The organism is Ottowia caeni (assembly GCF_050821495.1).
GTDB lineage: Bacteria > Pseudomonadota > Gammaproteobacteria > Burkholderiales > Burkholderiaceae_C > Ottowia > Ottowia caeni.
Genome location: NZ_CP151080.1, coordinates 269,758 through 284,021, shown reverse-complemented (window position 1 = coordinate 284,021; position 14,264 = coordinate 269,758). Strand labels below are relative to the sequence as shown.

The window sequence follows — 14,264 nt, the reverse complement described above, 5'->3', positions numbered from 1 at the left end:
CTGGCGCCCTCTGCGTTGAGTGTTCACCGCACAACAAAAGGGCAATTCTCAGCCGCCATTCAGCCTGGAATCTTTTCCAGGCAATACCCCAACCCGCGCACCGTGGCGATCCGGATCGGCCCCTTTTCGATCTTCTTGCGCAGGCGGTGGATATAGACCTCAATGGCATTGTTGCTCACCTCTTCACCCCACTCGCAGAGGCGATCGACCAACTGCTCCTTGCTCACCAGCCTTCCGGATCGTTGCAGCAATACCTCCAATAAGCCTAACTCGCGCGCTGACAGATCCAGCAGCTTGCCTTCAATGCTGGCCACGCGGCCGGCCTGGTCATACTCCAGCGGGCCGTGTTTGATGGTCGAAATAGCTGCCCCCATGCCACGGCGCGTGAGAGCGCGCACCCGTGCCTCCAACTCGCTCAGTGCAAATGGTTTGGCCATGTAGTCGTCGGCCCCGTAATCCAGGCCTTTTACACGCTCTTCGACGCTGTCTGCGGCCGTGAGGATGAGCACCGGCAGGGTTTGGCCACGCGCGCGCAGTTTCTTGAGTACCTCAAGCCCGTGCATTTTGGGCAAACCCAGATCCAGAATGAGCAGATCAAACTCGCTGTTGGTCAATAGCGCGGCATCGGCCTCGGTGCCGCTGACCACGTGATCAACCGCTGCGCCGGCCTGTCGCAAACTGCGCAAAAGGCCATCGGCCAGCACCTGATCATCTTCGGCGATGAGAATACGCATGGCTTTGTCTCCTCTGATGGCCAGTTTTCGTGGGGGAAATTTTAGTGGCCCTCTTCCTTATAACCCCTTTGAGGAGGGTGTCGCAAAAGTCCTTACACATCCTTTCCCACCCACTCTCGTCATTCCCGCGGAGGCGGGAATCCAGTTCTACCTCTCTAGCGCCCCCTGGATTCGCCTTCGCGGCGGCCGGCGATCCGGGAATGACGAGGAGAGCAGGAACCTTGGGGAAAAACACTTTTGCGACACCCTCTGAGCACGTTCCTACACCAAAAATCTCACGCCGACGCATAGGCTTCGAGCCCGAGCGCCACCACGGTGGCCACTTCGTCGCCCACTGCGGCGCGAAACTCTTCCTCGGCGCGAGCCACCGCGATCTTGAATGCGGCCAGCCAAGCCAGCCCCATGGGCGTGAAAAGAATTAGCCGTGCCCGCGCGTCGCGTGTATCGGCCTCCCGCGTGACCAAGCCCCAAGCTTCGCACTGATTCACCAAATCGCCCATGGCCTGTTTCGTCATACCGGCCGCCTGGGCCAGATCGGTCAGGCGCGAGCCTTCGAGCGCAAGGTGCCGGGTAATGTGCACGTGCGCGGCCCCCACCTTGTCGCGCGCGGCCAGATGCGCCAACCCTAGCGGTACCGTCTCGTCGTCCGCCATCAGTTGCAATACGCGCTCGTCGAAGCGGCGCATGGAATGTCCCAGTAAGCGGCCCAGATGGGTCTGGCGCCAGCGGTCGTCATCGTGCATTCGCAAATGGTAATGTAAACTGACTTAATTATCCAATTGCCTGGATTAATGGATTGATATACAGTCCTGTTCAGGTATCCAGTGAATAGATGGTGTGGATGCGCCAAATAATTGATCTAAAAGGAAAATTTCATGAACATGGCAATTGCTGACAAGGGTGAAAAGGCCAAAGCCCTGCAAGCCGCGCTGGCTCAAATTGAAAAGCAGTTCGGCAAAGGCACCATCATGCGCCTGGGTGAAGGTGAGCAGGTGGCCGACATTCAGGTGGTGTCCACCGGCTCGCTGGGGCTTGACATCGCCTTGGGCGTCGGCGGGTTGCCGCGCGGCCGCGTCATCGAGATCTACGGCCCGGAAAGCTCCGGCAAGACCACGCTCACGCTGCAGGTCATTGCTGAAATGCAGAAGCTTGGCGGCACCTGCGCCTTCATTGATGCCGAGCACGCGCTCGACACAGGCTATGCCGAAAAGCTGGGCGTGAACCTGCACGACATGCTCATCAGCCAGCCCGACACGGGCGAGCAGGCGCTGGAGGTGGTGGATTCACTCGTCCGCTCGGGTGCTATTGATCTGGTGGTGATCGACTCAGTGGCCGCCCTGGTTCCCAAGGCTGAAATTGAGGGCGACATGGGCGACAGCCTGCCCGGCCTGCAAGCGCGCCTGATGAGCCAGGCGCTGCGCAAGCTCACGGCCACCATCAAGAAGACCAACTGCACCGTCATTTTCATCAACCAGATCCGGATGAAGATCGGCGTCATGTTTGGCAGCCCTGAAACCACCACGGGTGGCAACGCGCTGAAGTTCTACGCCAGTGTGCGCCTGGACATCCGCCGCATTGGCACCATAAAAAAGGGCGACAACGCCATCGGTAACGAAACCCGAGTGAAGGTGGTGAAAAACAAGGTCAGCCCGCCCTTCAAAACGGCCGAGTTTGACATTCTCTTTGGCGAAGGCATCTCCCGCGAAGGCGAAATCATCGACATGGGTGTTGTTGCCCGCATCGTTGAGAAAAGCGGTGCCTGGTACGCTTATAACGGCGAGAAAATCGGCCAGGGGCGAGACAACGCGCGCGAGTTTCTGCGCGAGAACCCCGAGTTGGCACGTGAAATCGAGAACAAGGTGCGCGAATCACTCGGCATTGCCTTGTTGAACCAATCAGAGGTCAAGGAAGACAAAGAAGGCAAAGCGGTAAAAGAGACGAAGGAAGCCAAGGAAGCCAAGGAAGTGAAGGTCTGACTGGTCGCCGGGGCTGCCTCACCGTTCGCTTCCTACTGATTCAACGAGGGCCGGCACTGTTCTTAGAGCTTCCAAGGGGCCTTGGGGCGCCCGGCGTTCTGAGGAGAAACAAAGAGGGTTTGCTTGTAGGAGCGGCTTCAGCCGCGATTGGTTTCCTTCGGAGCACAAGACGCCATTGATGACGGTGACCCTTCGCGGCTGAAGCCGCTCCTACAAATGCAGGGGCGATGGAGGCCGTTTTGGGCTTTCAAAGTTTTGTTTCTCATGAGAGTGCCAGTCTTTTCTCGGGAGGAGCGGCTTTAGCGGCTGTCGGAAAACTACTCCTTCCCCCAGGAGGGGGAGGGACCATTCAGGGGCCGTTCAGAGCACCACTTTTGCGACCCCCTTTTTAGCCGCGAAGGGCTGCTCGGCTGCCAGTCGCTTCTAATTCGAGAACTCATGCCAGCTGTTCAACCTTCCCTCAAAGGCCGCGCGCTGCGCTATTTGGCGGCGCGCGAGCATTCTCGCGCCGAGCTGGAGCGAAAGCTCAGCAGCCATGAATCCGAGCCTGGTGAACTGGCGCGGGTGTTAGATGAGCTCACGGCAAAAGGCTTCATCAGCGAGGCCCGCGTGGTCGAATCTGTTCTGCACCGCCGCGCCGCCAACCTGGGCAACGCCCGCGTGATACAGGAGCTTCGGAGCAAGGGCATCGGGCCTGAAGCGCTGGCCGACGCCGCTGAGCACTTACGTGCCAGCGAGTTGGAGCGGGCTCGCGAGGTGTGGCGAAAAAATTCGGCGCAAAAGGTGAGGGCGATGGCCCAGCCGACCCCGCCGAGCGTGCGCGCCAAATGCGCTTCCTGGCTGCACGCGGCTTCAGCGCCGAAGTGGTGAGACGCGTCATGCGTGGTGGCTTTGACGACGAGTCTTAAGCGGCTGCTGCAAGCCAAAGAGTTCGATCCATGCGCTACTGGGGCCGCCGAGCTTCAACTCGGCAATAGCGGCGTTCGCCGGGAGTACTCAGGTTAAGCTGGAGCTCGGTGATCCCAGGAAAACTTGGCCGTCAGGCTCAATGCCGAGCGAAGCAATGGCCCGAGTCAGGTTCCCCCGCCCCTCTGGACGTGCCGAGGAACGCAGCGCGAGGGAGGGCAAGGGCACTGCAAGATGCCCTTGCTTCGTGAACTAGCTCGCTACAGCTGTTTGAACGAAGAGAACGCAGTGAACGAAGAGAGTTCTGTAGCGCCTCCCCTCGTGTGAGTACCACAGGTTGCCCGGAGCGAAGCGCAGGGACATGGCAAGTGGGGTCCGCCTTTTTTTGGTTACTGTTTTTGGCGGAGCAAAAAAGTAACTGCGCTGCCGGGCGCACATCCCGGCATACAGCCTATCCAAAACAACAATTCCAACTGTCATAGCTGCGCCCACGATTTTCCCAGCGCAGATTTCATGCACCGTCTGGATCCGCCTTCGCGGCGGCCGGCGATCCGGGGGGCGACGGGAACGACAGAGTGATGGTGAGTCAGCGTCAAGTTTCAACTCGGCCATAGCGACGTTCACCGTAAGCAGGCAGGCCGAGCGGGAGCTCGGCGATCCCAGGGGTGAGAGCTTAAATGGGGCAGCCGGGCCCCAACCCGGCACAAGCTCAAACCCCCAGCATCAACCTCAAATTCTGCACTGCCGCCCCGCTGGCCCCTTTGCCCAGGTTGTCCAGCCGTGCCACCACCACTGCTTGCTGCGCCTCAGGGTTGCTGAACACGCGAATCTCCAGCTGATTGGTGTCTTTCAGTGCCACGGCATCCAGCTTGCCTGATTCAGGTGCATCGGCCACCGTCACCCATTCAGCGCCTGCATAGTGCTGCACATAAATCTCATGCAGCTTCTCCGCAGTGGGCTGGCCTGGCAGCAAATCGAGGTGAAGCGGAAGCTCCACCAGCATGCCCTGGTCAAAGTTGCCCACGCTAGGAATAAAAATGGGCCGGCGCGTCACACGCCCATGCTTCATGATTTCAGGAATATGCTTGTGCTTCAGGCCAAGTGCGTAAAGCTCGTAGGGCGGTGCCGAGCCCGCCTCGTAGGCTTCAATCATTTGCCTGCCGCCGCCGGTGTAGCCGCTTACCGAAGGCAGCGCCACCGGATGATCTGGCGGCAGCACGCCGGCGTCTACCAGCGGGCGCAACATGGCAATTGCACCCGTGGCGTAGCAACCGGGATTCGACACCCGGTCAGCCTTCTGCACTGCTGAGCGTTGCTCCTTCGACAATTCGGGAAAGCCGAAAGTCCATCCTTCCGCCACGCGGTGTGCAGTCGATGCATCAATGATCTTCGGCTTGCGGCCCGAAAGGCCGTCTATCATGCTCACTGAGTCGCGCGCTGCATCATCGTGCAGGCACAGCACCACCAGGTCGGCCTCGCTCATGAGCGCGCGTTTTGCGTCTGGGTCCTTACGCAGTTCAGGTGCAATCGAAAGCAGCTCAATGCCTTGCATGCCTTGCAGGCGCTCACGGATCTGGAGGCCGGTTGTGCCTGCCTCGCCGTCAATAAAAATCTTTGCCATAAGGGTCTTCTCCCAAGAGCGTTGGGGTCTCATTTGGGCGGACGATTCCAAGCCTCGCCAGCCCCTGCGATAATTGGTGCGTCGCACCATGATACATTCCACGCGGCATTTACCATATCGGGGCTGGTGCTGGTCTATTGAATGCGGCGGCGGTCTGACGATTTCTTTTAGAGGGACTTCATGAAAATCCACGAGTACCAAGGCAAGGAGATCCTCCGCAGCTTCGGCGTGCCAGTGCCCCGCGGCATTCCGGCCTTTACCGTTCAAGAAGCTGTTGAAGCAGCTCAAAAGCTGGGCGGCCCGGTCTGGGTCGTCAAGGCGCAAATCCACGCGGGCGGCCGTGGCAAGGGCGGCGGCGTCAAGGTGGCCAAGTCGGTTGAAGACGTCAAAAAGCTCGCCGGCGAGATCCTCGGCATGCAGCTGAAAACGCACCAGACTGGCCCTGAAGGCCAGAAAGTGCGGCGTCTGTATATCGAAGACGGCGCTGACATCCAGAAAGAGTATTACCTCTCCGTCGTGACCGACCGCGCCACGCAGAAGGTAGCCTTCATCGCCTCCAGCGAAGGCGGCATGGACATCGAGGAAGTGGCACACGCCACCCCCGAAAAAATCATCACGATCTTTGTTGATCCGCTGACAGGTCTCACACAAGCTCAGGGCGAAGAGCTCGGCAAGGGCGTAAACATGCCGGCTGACTCGCAAGCGCAGTTCATCGACATCTGCCAGAAGCTCTACAAGTGCTACATGGAAACCGATGCCTCGCTGGTCGAGATCAACCCGCTCAACCGCGACAGCAAAGGCAACGTCATAGCGCTTGACGCCAAATTCAACTTCGACAGCAACGCGCTGTTCCGCCACGCTGATGTCGTTGCCCTGCGCGACCTCGACGAGGAAGACCCCGCGGAAATCGAAGCCAGCAAGTTCGATCTGGCCTACATCAGCCTCGACGGCAACATCGGCTGCCTGGTTAACGGCGCTGGTCTGGCCATGGCCACCATGGACACCATCAAGCTGTTCGGCGCCGAGCCGGCCAACTTCCTCGACGTTGGCGGTGGCGCCACGCCCGAGAAAGTGACAGAAGCGTTCAAGATCATGCTGAAAAACCCGAAGGTCAAGGCCATTCTGGTGAACATTTTCGGCGGCATCATGAAGTGCGACACCATCGCTACCGGCGTCATCACCGCCTGCAAGGCCGTGAACCTGCAGGTGCCTCTGGTGGTGCGCATGAAGGGTACCAACGAAGAGTTGGGCAAGAAGATGCTGGCCGAAAGCGGCCTGCCCATCATCAGTGCCGACACCATGGCCGAGGCAGCCCAGAAAGTGGTGGCCGCTGTCCAGTAAGCCGGACGCAGAGCACCTAACGCTGAACCCAAGGATTCACCATGAGTATTTACGTCAACAAGAACACCAAGGTCATCACCCAGGGCATCACCGGCAAGACCGGCCAGTTCCACACTGAAAAGTGCCAGGAATATGCCAACGGCAGCAATTGCTTTGTCGCCGGTGTGAACCCCAAGAAGGCCGGTGAGAGCATTTTCAACATCCCGATCTACGCCAGCGTAAAGGAAGCAGCCGTGCAAACCGGCGCTACCTGCAGCGTGATCTACGTGCCGCCAGCAGGCGCCGCCGCCGCGATCTGGGAAGCCGTTGAAGCTGACCTCGACTTCGTGGTCTGCATCACCGAGGGCATCCCGATCCGGGACATGCTCATGGTGCGCAACAAGATGAAGGAAAAAGAGGCCAACGGTGGCAAGAAAACGCTGCTGCTCGGCCCCAATTGCCCTGGCATCATCACGCCCGACGAGATCAAGATCGGCATCATGCCTGGTCACATTCACAAGAAGGGCCGCATCGGCGTTGTCAGTCGTTCGGGCACCCTGACCTATGAGGCAGTGGCTCAGCTGACCGAGCTTGGCATTGGCCAGTCGTCTGCTGTTGGCATCGGTGGCGACCCGATCAACGGCCTGAAGCACATCGACGTGATGCAAGCCTTCAACGACGATCCTGACACCGACGCCGTGATCATGATCGGCGAGATCGGTGGTCCAGACGAAGCCGAAGCGGCCCTCTGGTGCAAGGACAACATGAAAAAGCCCGTTGTCGGCTTCATCGCAGGCGTAACCGCGCCCCCCGGCAAGCGCATGGGCCACGCAGGCGCCCTGATCAGCGGTGGCGCTGACACGGCCGACGCCAAGCTGGCTGTCATGGAAGAGTGTGGCTTCAAAGTCACGCGCAACCCTTCCGAGATGGGCAAGCTGCTCAAGGCTCTGATCTAAGAGCGCGTTCATAGCTGCTCCTATCTTTTTCCTCTCCCTCTGGGAGAGGGTTGGGGTGAGGGCAGCAGCGCATCATCTGCGACGGGCATTGGTTTATGGCTTGCACGGTGAACCGGTAGCACGAACATTAAGCTACGATATGTGTCAGAAGCTTTACAAAGCTTCCGATGCATCAGTAGTGTTCGCATCTCACATACATGTCGCAGAAATATCCAAGCATTTGAGATGCCATTCACGTACAGCGCGCGGTCCGATGTAGGCCTGCACAGGCAGAATAACGAAGACGCCGTGCGAGTGGATGCAGCCCTTGGCTTGGCTATCCTTGCCGACGGCATGGGCGGCTACAACGCTGGCGAGGTAGCCAGCGCCATGGCGGTAGACGTGATCGCCAAGGAGATGGGCCACCACCTGAATGGCGACAACCCGCCCCACAGTGTGCGCGATCTCCGCAGAGTCATGGAAATCTGCGTCGGCCAGGCCAATCGTGCCATATTTGACGCGGCTCACCAAAAATCGGCTTACGCCGGCATGGGCACCACCTTGGTCATGGCCGCGCTACTCCGCGATGCCTTGCTAATAGGGCATGCAGGCGATTCTCGCGCTTACCGCTGGCGCGCCGGTGTGCTGGAGCAAATCACGCGGGACCATTCACTTCTGCAAGAACAGGTCGACGCTGGGCTTCTAACCCCGGAAGAAGCCGCAGTTTCGCCGAATCGGAACCTCGTGACCCGAGCTCTGGGCGTTGAAGACAACGTGCTTCTTGAAGTGCAGACCTTCACAGTCCTCCCCGGCGACGCCTACATGCTCTGCTCAGACGGCCTGACCGACATGGCAAACCACAAGCAGATCTCCGAAGTGTTTGCCGAAGTCACACCGGCCGACAAGCGGGCCACCCGCCTCATCAAGCTCGCCAACGAAATGGGCGGACAGGACAACACCTCCGTAGCTATACTGCAAATGGCCGAAGTGCCCAAAAAGTCCGGAATTGTTGCAAAATTACGCAGGTAACATCGAGTTACAGGTGCATTAAAGCACTAACCTAGCCGCACCCAAAATTCGCTCCTGGAGCAGACCATGCCTAAGTTGATCGTGTCTATCGACGGCGTGGTCGTTAAGGAGGTTCCGCTTACCAAGAGTCGATTGACATTGGGGCGCAGACCTTATAACGACCTCGTCCTTGACCACCTCGCCGTCAGCGGCGAGCACGCCATGATCCTCCTGGAGGAGGGTGGCAGGGCCCTGCTCGAAGACCGCGGCAGCACCAACGGCACTTATCTCAACGGTCAATTCATCAAGCGCCAGGCCTTGAAAACCGGCGACATCATCGAGATTGGCAAATGCCGCTTGAGGTACCTCGACGACGCGGCCTCGGCAGCGGAGCCGCCGGTTCACACCGCGCCGCGTGTGCGGGTGCTTAGCGGCTCTGCAACTGGCCGTGAACTGCCGTTGACGAAGGCGGTAACCACCATCGGCAAAGCGGGCGTTTCGGTAGCCTGCATTACCCACCGGCCCACAGGGTTCGAGTTGGCCCACGTTGAAGGCCCCGAAGTCTCAACGGTCAATGGCGTTTCGCTCGCCGTTGGCCCGATCTACCTCAAAAATCGCGATCAGATCGCCATCGGAGGCGTTCGTCTGGAGTTCATTGAACATTGAGGATTCCTGGCCTGAAGCGCCATGCCGCTCGGATTTTCGCTACCGCAGTCTTGGTGTTGCTGGCGCTGCTGCACGCCAGTGGCCTGATCTCGGTCGGAAGCCTCTCGCGCCTTGATGCCCGGCTCTATGATGTTCGCCTTCAGCTGACCATGCCCCGCACGCCAGACGAGCGTGTGGTCATCATCGAGATCGACGAAGCAAGCCTGGCCAAACTTGGCCAATGGCCCTGGGGCCGCCAGCGCGTGGCGGCCATGGTGAACGAACTCTTTGAACGGCAACAAGTACGCGTACTCGCCCTTGACGCCATCTTTGCCGAACCTGACCGCAGCTCCGGCCTGCATGAATTGCAGGAACTGGCCAAGGGCGCCCTGCGCCACCACCCCGATTTCACGCAATGGCTGACTCAAGCCGCCCCCTCGCTAGATTCTGACGCCGTACTCGCCAACGCACTGCAAAACCGGCCCGTGGTGCTTGGCTACTATTTCACCAGCGATCGAGGCGGCCGGCGCCACGGCACATTACCCCCTCCCGCCACGGAACTGGCCGACGAATCCGCCATACCCGGTTTGCTCAGCTGGAACGGCTACGCCGCCAACATTGAGCCACTGGCCAAAGCGGCACCCCACGGCGGCTTCTTCAACGCCGTGACCGATCCAGATGGCCTGATCCGCTCGGTGCCGGTGCTAACAGAATACGAAGGCGCGCTTTATGAATCGCTTGCGCTTGCCACACTGCGTCATGCCTTGGGCCAACCACCGGTCCGCGTGCAGCGGGCACCAGTCGGTAGCGGCCCAGGCCCCATTTCAGCCGTGGTCCTCAGCCAAGGCCAGAAAGAATGGCGCGTGCCGGTGGATGCGCGCGGCACGGCCCTGGTCCCGTATCGCGGTGCCGGTGGCCCCCAAGGCGGGTCTTTTCGCTATGTGTCTGCCGCCGATCTGATTGAAGGCCGCCTACCTGCCGGCAGCCTGAAAGGCCGCATTGCCCTGGTAGGATTTACCGCCCCTGGCCTCATGGACCTGCGCACCACCCCGGCGGGCGGAAACTACCCTGGCATCGAAGTGCACGCCAATCTTGTCTCCGGCATGCTCGACGGAAAAATTGCCTGGCGGCCAGACTACTCGCGCGGCTACGACGTTCTGGTCATTCTTATCGCCGGAGCGATTCTGGTCATCGGCTTACCACTGTTGCCCATGGCGGGCGCCTTGTTGCTGGGTGGCCTGGTCATTGGTGCTCTGTGGCTGCTTAATACCGGTTTATACCTTTACGCCGGGCTGGCACTACCGCTGGCAGCCGCGCTGGTCATGGCAATCTTGGCGCTGGGGCTCAACATGGCGTGGGGCTACTTTGTGGAAGGCCGGGCCAAGCGCAACCTGGCGCAGCTTTTCGGAACCTACGTACCCCCTGAAATCGTGCGCCGCATGCTGGCCAACCCGCAGCAGTACAGCATGCAGGCCCGCACTGAAGAGCTCACGGTCATGTTTTGCGACATGCGCGGCTTTACCAGCCTTTCAGAAACCATGGAGCCGCGCCAGGTGCAGGTGTTGCTCAACACCGTGCACAGCCGCCTGACCCATGTCATTCGCGCCCATCGTGGCACCATTGACAAATACATGGGAGACGCCGTCATGGCCTTCTGGGGCGCGCCCGTCAGCATGCCCGATCATGCCCGCCTGGCCGTGGAAGCTGCGCTAGACATGGGGGCGGCTGTGCGCGCCCTTAACCACGAGCGCGCTGCTGCCGGCCAACCCGCTTTGACTGTTGGCATTGGCCTGAGCACCGGCCTCATGTCTGTTGGCGACATGGGCTCAGACGTGCGCCGAACCTACACCGTGGTGGGAGACGCTGTAAACCTGGCCTCCAGGCTGGAGGGCCTTTCAAGCATATACGGAGTAGACATTGTGGCCAGCTCCACCACCCGCGAGCAGGCACCTGGCTTTGTGTGGGAGGAGCTGGGAACGGTGCAAGTAAAAGGCCGCCTCCAGCCAGTCACCATTCATACCGTCAGGGGCAGGGTCACTTAATAGGCAACTTTTGAATCGTACTGGTATCCTACGAGGTAGGGCAACTTTTGCCAGAGAAAATCATGCTTTCAGACAATTCTGACTTTATCGCCATCAACCAAGCGTTTCCGCACATAGGCGAAAAACTTAAACTCTACTGGGGTGGCCCAGACTTTGCCCCCTACATGCGCGGGTTGCTTCAAGACACCCGCGACGGCCAGCGCCGAGGCTTCCCTTTCGACGCATTGATGAACCTGCAAACCTTGTCAGACTTGCATAAACGCGCGTTCCCAGAACTGGATCCACCGAGCGAAGAGATCTGGATCATGAACAACCCGCATCTAAGGTAGGCCGTAGATCCATCCATTTTGGGCACATTGACAAGGCGATCGCGCACCCCTAATTCGTGCAACATGTGACAAAAATTGTCCTTTGAACGGTGCGCATCGCCAAATTTGGTCACTAAAGCTTGCGTGCCGAGCCCCTGCTTGTGCAATAGTGCACGCTTTTAAGGGTGCACTTAAGTTGGCACGGCGAATGCATGTGCAGAGTGTGTGCGATTCCGCACCATATGCACTGTTCTCCAGACGGTTCACCAATCAACGAAGGAAATTGAAATGAAAGCTGTTCAAAAGGGTTTCACCCTCATCGAATTGATGATCGTCGTGGCGATCATTGGTATCTTGGCTGCTGTGGCACTGCCTGCTTATCAGGATTACACGGTTCGTGCGAAAGTGTCTGAGATTGTGATGGCAAGTTCAGCTTGCCGCACCAGCATTACCGAAACTGTTCAAAGTACCACTGGATCGACGTTGCCGGCTGCTGATTCGTGGGGCTGCGAAATTACTACCGATGCCAAAGCAACTAAGTACGTCTATAGAGTTAACACGACCGATACTGGCAAGGTGACCGTTACTTCTACTACTGCGAGTGATCTTCCGACAGAGGCGCAAAGCAAAAAGGTAACGCTGGTTCCATTATCAGCTGCTAATACTCCTTTGGTAAACGGCGATGTTGGCAAGACTGTGTGGGGATGGCGTTGTGGCGATGCAACCACCGATGGTACAGACATGCCATCCAGATTCCTGCCCGGTTCTTGCCGTGGTTAATTAACTCGGTTAATTCAAAAAGAAAAGCATAGCCTTTCGAGGCTATGCTTTTTTTCATGCGCGGTGGAGGTATTCACATACGTATGTCGAGTAGTTTCTTAAAGCTACTGTGCGTGCTGACCGGGTTCTTGTTCGGGATTTACGCATTCGGCACAGGGGGCATTTTTTTCACAGACGATGCCCCTTCGCTCGATGGCATGCTGACCGTGCGGGATGGGCTTGACGCTGCCACCTACGTGTTCGGAGGTACTTCCGGCCCGTTGGGGCGCCCACTGTCACTGGCATCCTTTCTGTTGCAGCGCGGCTCCTATCCAGAGACCGCCGCGCCGTTTCTTTGGGTCAACATCCTGATCCATATCGCCAACGTACTTCTGCTGTGCTGGCTTGTGCGCCGCATGCAGAAACAACTGCCCGCCATGCTGGGGCGCAGTGATTGGATAGCGTTGGCGGTGGCTTTTCTGTGGGGTGTTCTCCCCATCCTAGCGTCGGCTTCGCTGATGGTTATCCAGCGCATGACGACGCTGAGTGCATTGTTGGTCTTGCTTGGTTTCCATGCTTATGTCTGGGCGCGGACCTGCGCTGCGGAAGCTCGACGTCTCGCCACGATATTTGCTATTGCGAGCATCGGATTTTGTACGGCTCTTGCTGCCCTAAGCAAGGAAAACGGCGTACTGCTGCCCCTTCTACTTCTTGTAACGCACCACGTCCTGTACGGGAATGAACATACAACGCCAGACCCAAGTAATACTTCTCTGCCGACAACTGCTCAAAAACGCAGCTTACAGCGCCTGTTGACTCTTTGTATGTGGTTTCCCAGTGCGGCTGTGCTGGGTTACATGGTAAGCCGACTGCCCAGCATTTCCGGTACGTACTGGAACCGACCTTTCGAACTACACGAGCGTTTGGCGAGTGAGGCCGTTATTCTGTGGGAATATTTAGCGGTAGCTTTTGTACCCCGTCTTGCAGACCTAAGTCCGTTCCGAGACGACTATCCCGCTCTGCATTTTTCCGATTCTGGGGTGCAACTGGCCCTGATCGCATGGGTTGCAGTGTTATTCGCTGGAGCAGTGTTGTGGCGCAGAGGCCGTCCGCTGCTGTTATTTGCCTTGCTGTGGTACCTGGCGGGACATCTGCTCGAGTCGGGCATGTTTGCTTTATTCCTGTATTTTGAGCACCGCAACTACGTTCCGCTCATGGGACCAGTGCTAGCGTTGGTGGTCAGTTTCACCGCATGGGCGGCAGTGCCGGCCAATGTGCGTGGCTTGGTGGCCGGAGCGTATGCGCTCTTCATGGCATTTATGCTGTGGCAGACCACTTCTATGTGGGGTGGTCGGCAGCAACTCGTGTGGGCGCAGGCGCATCCTGATTCACCTAGAGCCTTGCAGATGCTGGCGGGAGCATACATGCGTGCTGGCAAAGTCAAGCAGGTGGATGAGTTGTATGAGGGCGCGATTCAGCGTAACCCCAAATTCACCAGCGTGGCGATGCAAGGGTTGCGGACAAGTTGCTATTTGAACGACGGTGGTGATGCTGCGCGTCGGTGGCTGGCTCATGCGCGGCAGTCGTTGCCCACAGGCCAGCATAGCCACTTGACGGTGGCTTCATTGGATGCGATCGCACGCATGCAAGCGCATGGGAGATGTCAAATGCTTTCCGCAGTGGACGTCATTGCGTTGGTTGAGTTGGTGCAAGAAAACCCGGTATTTCGAGGTAGGTCTGATCAGAAGGCTTTGCGCGTGATCAGAGCCAATGTATTGCTTTCTGGCGGCGACGTGCAGGGTGCCATGGTGCAGATGCGGCTCGCGTTGGAGGTGACGCCTGACATGGATACCATCAAGACACTCCATCAACTAGCGCTTAAGACTAAGGGACAGGAGGCGGCCAATGACTTTCTGTCGAGTGCCCGGGCAATGCGGATGCCAGAGGGCTTGTTTGCTCGGCTGAAATGGCAGCGCGATCTGGATCTGCTGGGTGCTAGTTAAAGCGTTT

The 14,264-nt window shown here is 58.5% G+C and carries 12 protein-coding genes and 1 pseudogene; 10 read left to right on the top strand and 3 right to left on the bottom strand.

What is annotated here, in order from left to right; all coding sequences use genetic code 11:
- Window positions 1–59: 59 nt before the first annotated feature.
- Together AAAK34_RS01385 and AAAK34_RS01380 are read right to left on the bottom strand one after the other, a co-directional pair.
- Complete coding sequence (locus AAAK34_RS01385) at window positions 60–734, bottom strand: response regulator transcription factor (RefSeq protein ID WP_231696969.1); 675 nt, start codon at window positions 732–734, stop codon at window positions 60–62.
- A 275-nt stretch (window positions 735–1,009) separates the two neighbouring features.
- Window positions 1,010–1,477 carry a MarR family transcriptional regulator gene (locus AAAK34_RS01380; protein ID WP_231696970.1) on the bottom strand — a complete coding sequence of 156 codons (468 nt, stop codon included), beginning with the start codon at window positions 1,475–1,477 and terminating at the stop codon, window positions 1,010–1,012.
- A gap of 132 nt (window positions 1,478–1,609) precedes the next feature.
- Between AAAK34_RS01380 and recA the strand changes: the two genes are divergently transcribed.
- Together recA and recX are read left to right on the top strand one after the other, a co-directional pair.
- Window positions 1,610–2,710 (top strand): recombinase RecA, encoded by a 1,101-nt coding sequence (recA, locus tag AAAK34_RS01375; protein ID WP_431777659.1) that lies wholly within the window; start codon window positions 1,610–1,612, stop codon window positions 2,708–2,710.
- 438 nt (window positions 2,711–3,148) lie between these two features.
- Window positions 3,149–3,618, top strand: a pseudogene (gene recX / locus AAAK34_RS01370) (recombination regulator RecX).
- A gap of 707 nt (window positions 3,619–4,325) precedes the next feature.
- Here recX and argC read toward each other — a convergent pair.
- Window positions 4,326–5,237, bottom strand: coding sequence for an N-acetyl-gamma-glutamyl-phosphate reductase (gene argC / locus AAAK34_RS01365; RefSeq protein ID WP_231696972.1), 912 nt, complete (start codon window positions 5,235–5,237; stop codon window positions 4,326–4,328).
- A 180-nt stretch (window positions 5,238–5,417) separates the two neighbouring features.
- Here argC and sucC point away from each other — a divergent pair, with 180 nt between their 5' ends.
- The 8 genes from sucC to AAAK34_RS01325 all read left to right on the top strand — a co-directional run bounded on the left by sucC (window position 5,418) and on the right by AAAK34_RS01325 (window position 14,257).
- Complete coding sequence (gene sucC / locus AAAK34_RS01360) at window positions 5,418–6,578, top strand: ADP-forming succinate--CoA ligase subunit beta (RefSeq protein WP_231696973.1); 1,161 nt, start codon at window positions 5,418–5,420, stop codon at window positions 6,576–6,578.
- Between the two features lie 41 nt (window positions 6,579–6,619).
- A complete protein-coding gene (gene sucD, locus AAAK34_RS01355) occupies window positions 6,620–7,513 on the top strand; it encodes a succinate--CoA ligase subunit alpha (RefSeq protein WP_231696974.1) in 894 nt (297 codons plus the stop codon).
- A 225-nt stretch (window positions 7,514–7,738) separates the two neighbouring features.
- On the top strand, window positions 7,739–8,521 hold the full coding sequence (locus AAAK34_RS01350) for a Stp1/IreP family PP2C-type Ser/Thr phosphatase (RefSeq protein WP_231696975.1): 783 nt from the start codon (window positions 7,739–7,741) through the stop codon (window positions 8,519–8,521).
- A gap of 66 nt (window positions 8,522–8,587) precedes the next feature.
- On the top strand, window positions 8,588–9,166 hold the full coding sequence (locus tag AAAK34_RS01345) for an FHA domain-containing protein (protein ID WP_231696976.1): 579 nt from the start codon (window positions 8,588–8,590) through the stop codon (window positions 9,164–9,166).
- Complete coding sequence (locus tag AAAK34_RS01340) at window positions 9,163–11,187, top strand: CHASE2 domain-containing protein (RefSeq protein ID WP_431777658.1); 2,025 nt, start codon at window positions 9,163–9,165, stop codon at window positions 11,185–11,187. Before AAAK34_RS01345 ends, AAAK34_RS01340 begins: the two co-directional genes overlap by 4 nt.
- Window positions 11,188–11,249: 62 nt before the next feature.
- A complete protein-coding gene (locus AAAK34_RS01335) occupies window positions 11,250–11,516 on the top strand; it encodes a hypothetical protein (protein WP_231696978.1) in 267 nt (88 codons plus the stop codon).
- Between the two features lie 267 nt (window positions 11,517–11,783).
- Window positions 11,784–12,275 carry a pilin gene (locus AAAK34_RS01330; RefSeq protein WP_231696979.1) on the top strand — a complete coding sequence of 164 codons (492 nt, stop codon included), beginning with the start codon at window positions 11,784–11,786 and terminating at the stop codon, window positions 12,273–12,275.
- Between the two features lie 128 nt (window positions 12,276–12,403).
- Window positions 12,404–14,257 (top strand): tetratricopeptide repeat protein, encoded by a 1,854-nt coding sequence (locus AAAK34_RS01325; protein WP_431777657.1) that lies wholly within the window; start codon window positions 12,404–12,406, stop codon window positions 14,255–14,257.
- Window positions 14,258–14,264 lie beyond the last annotated feature (7 nt).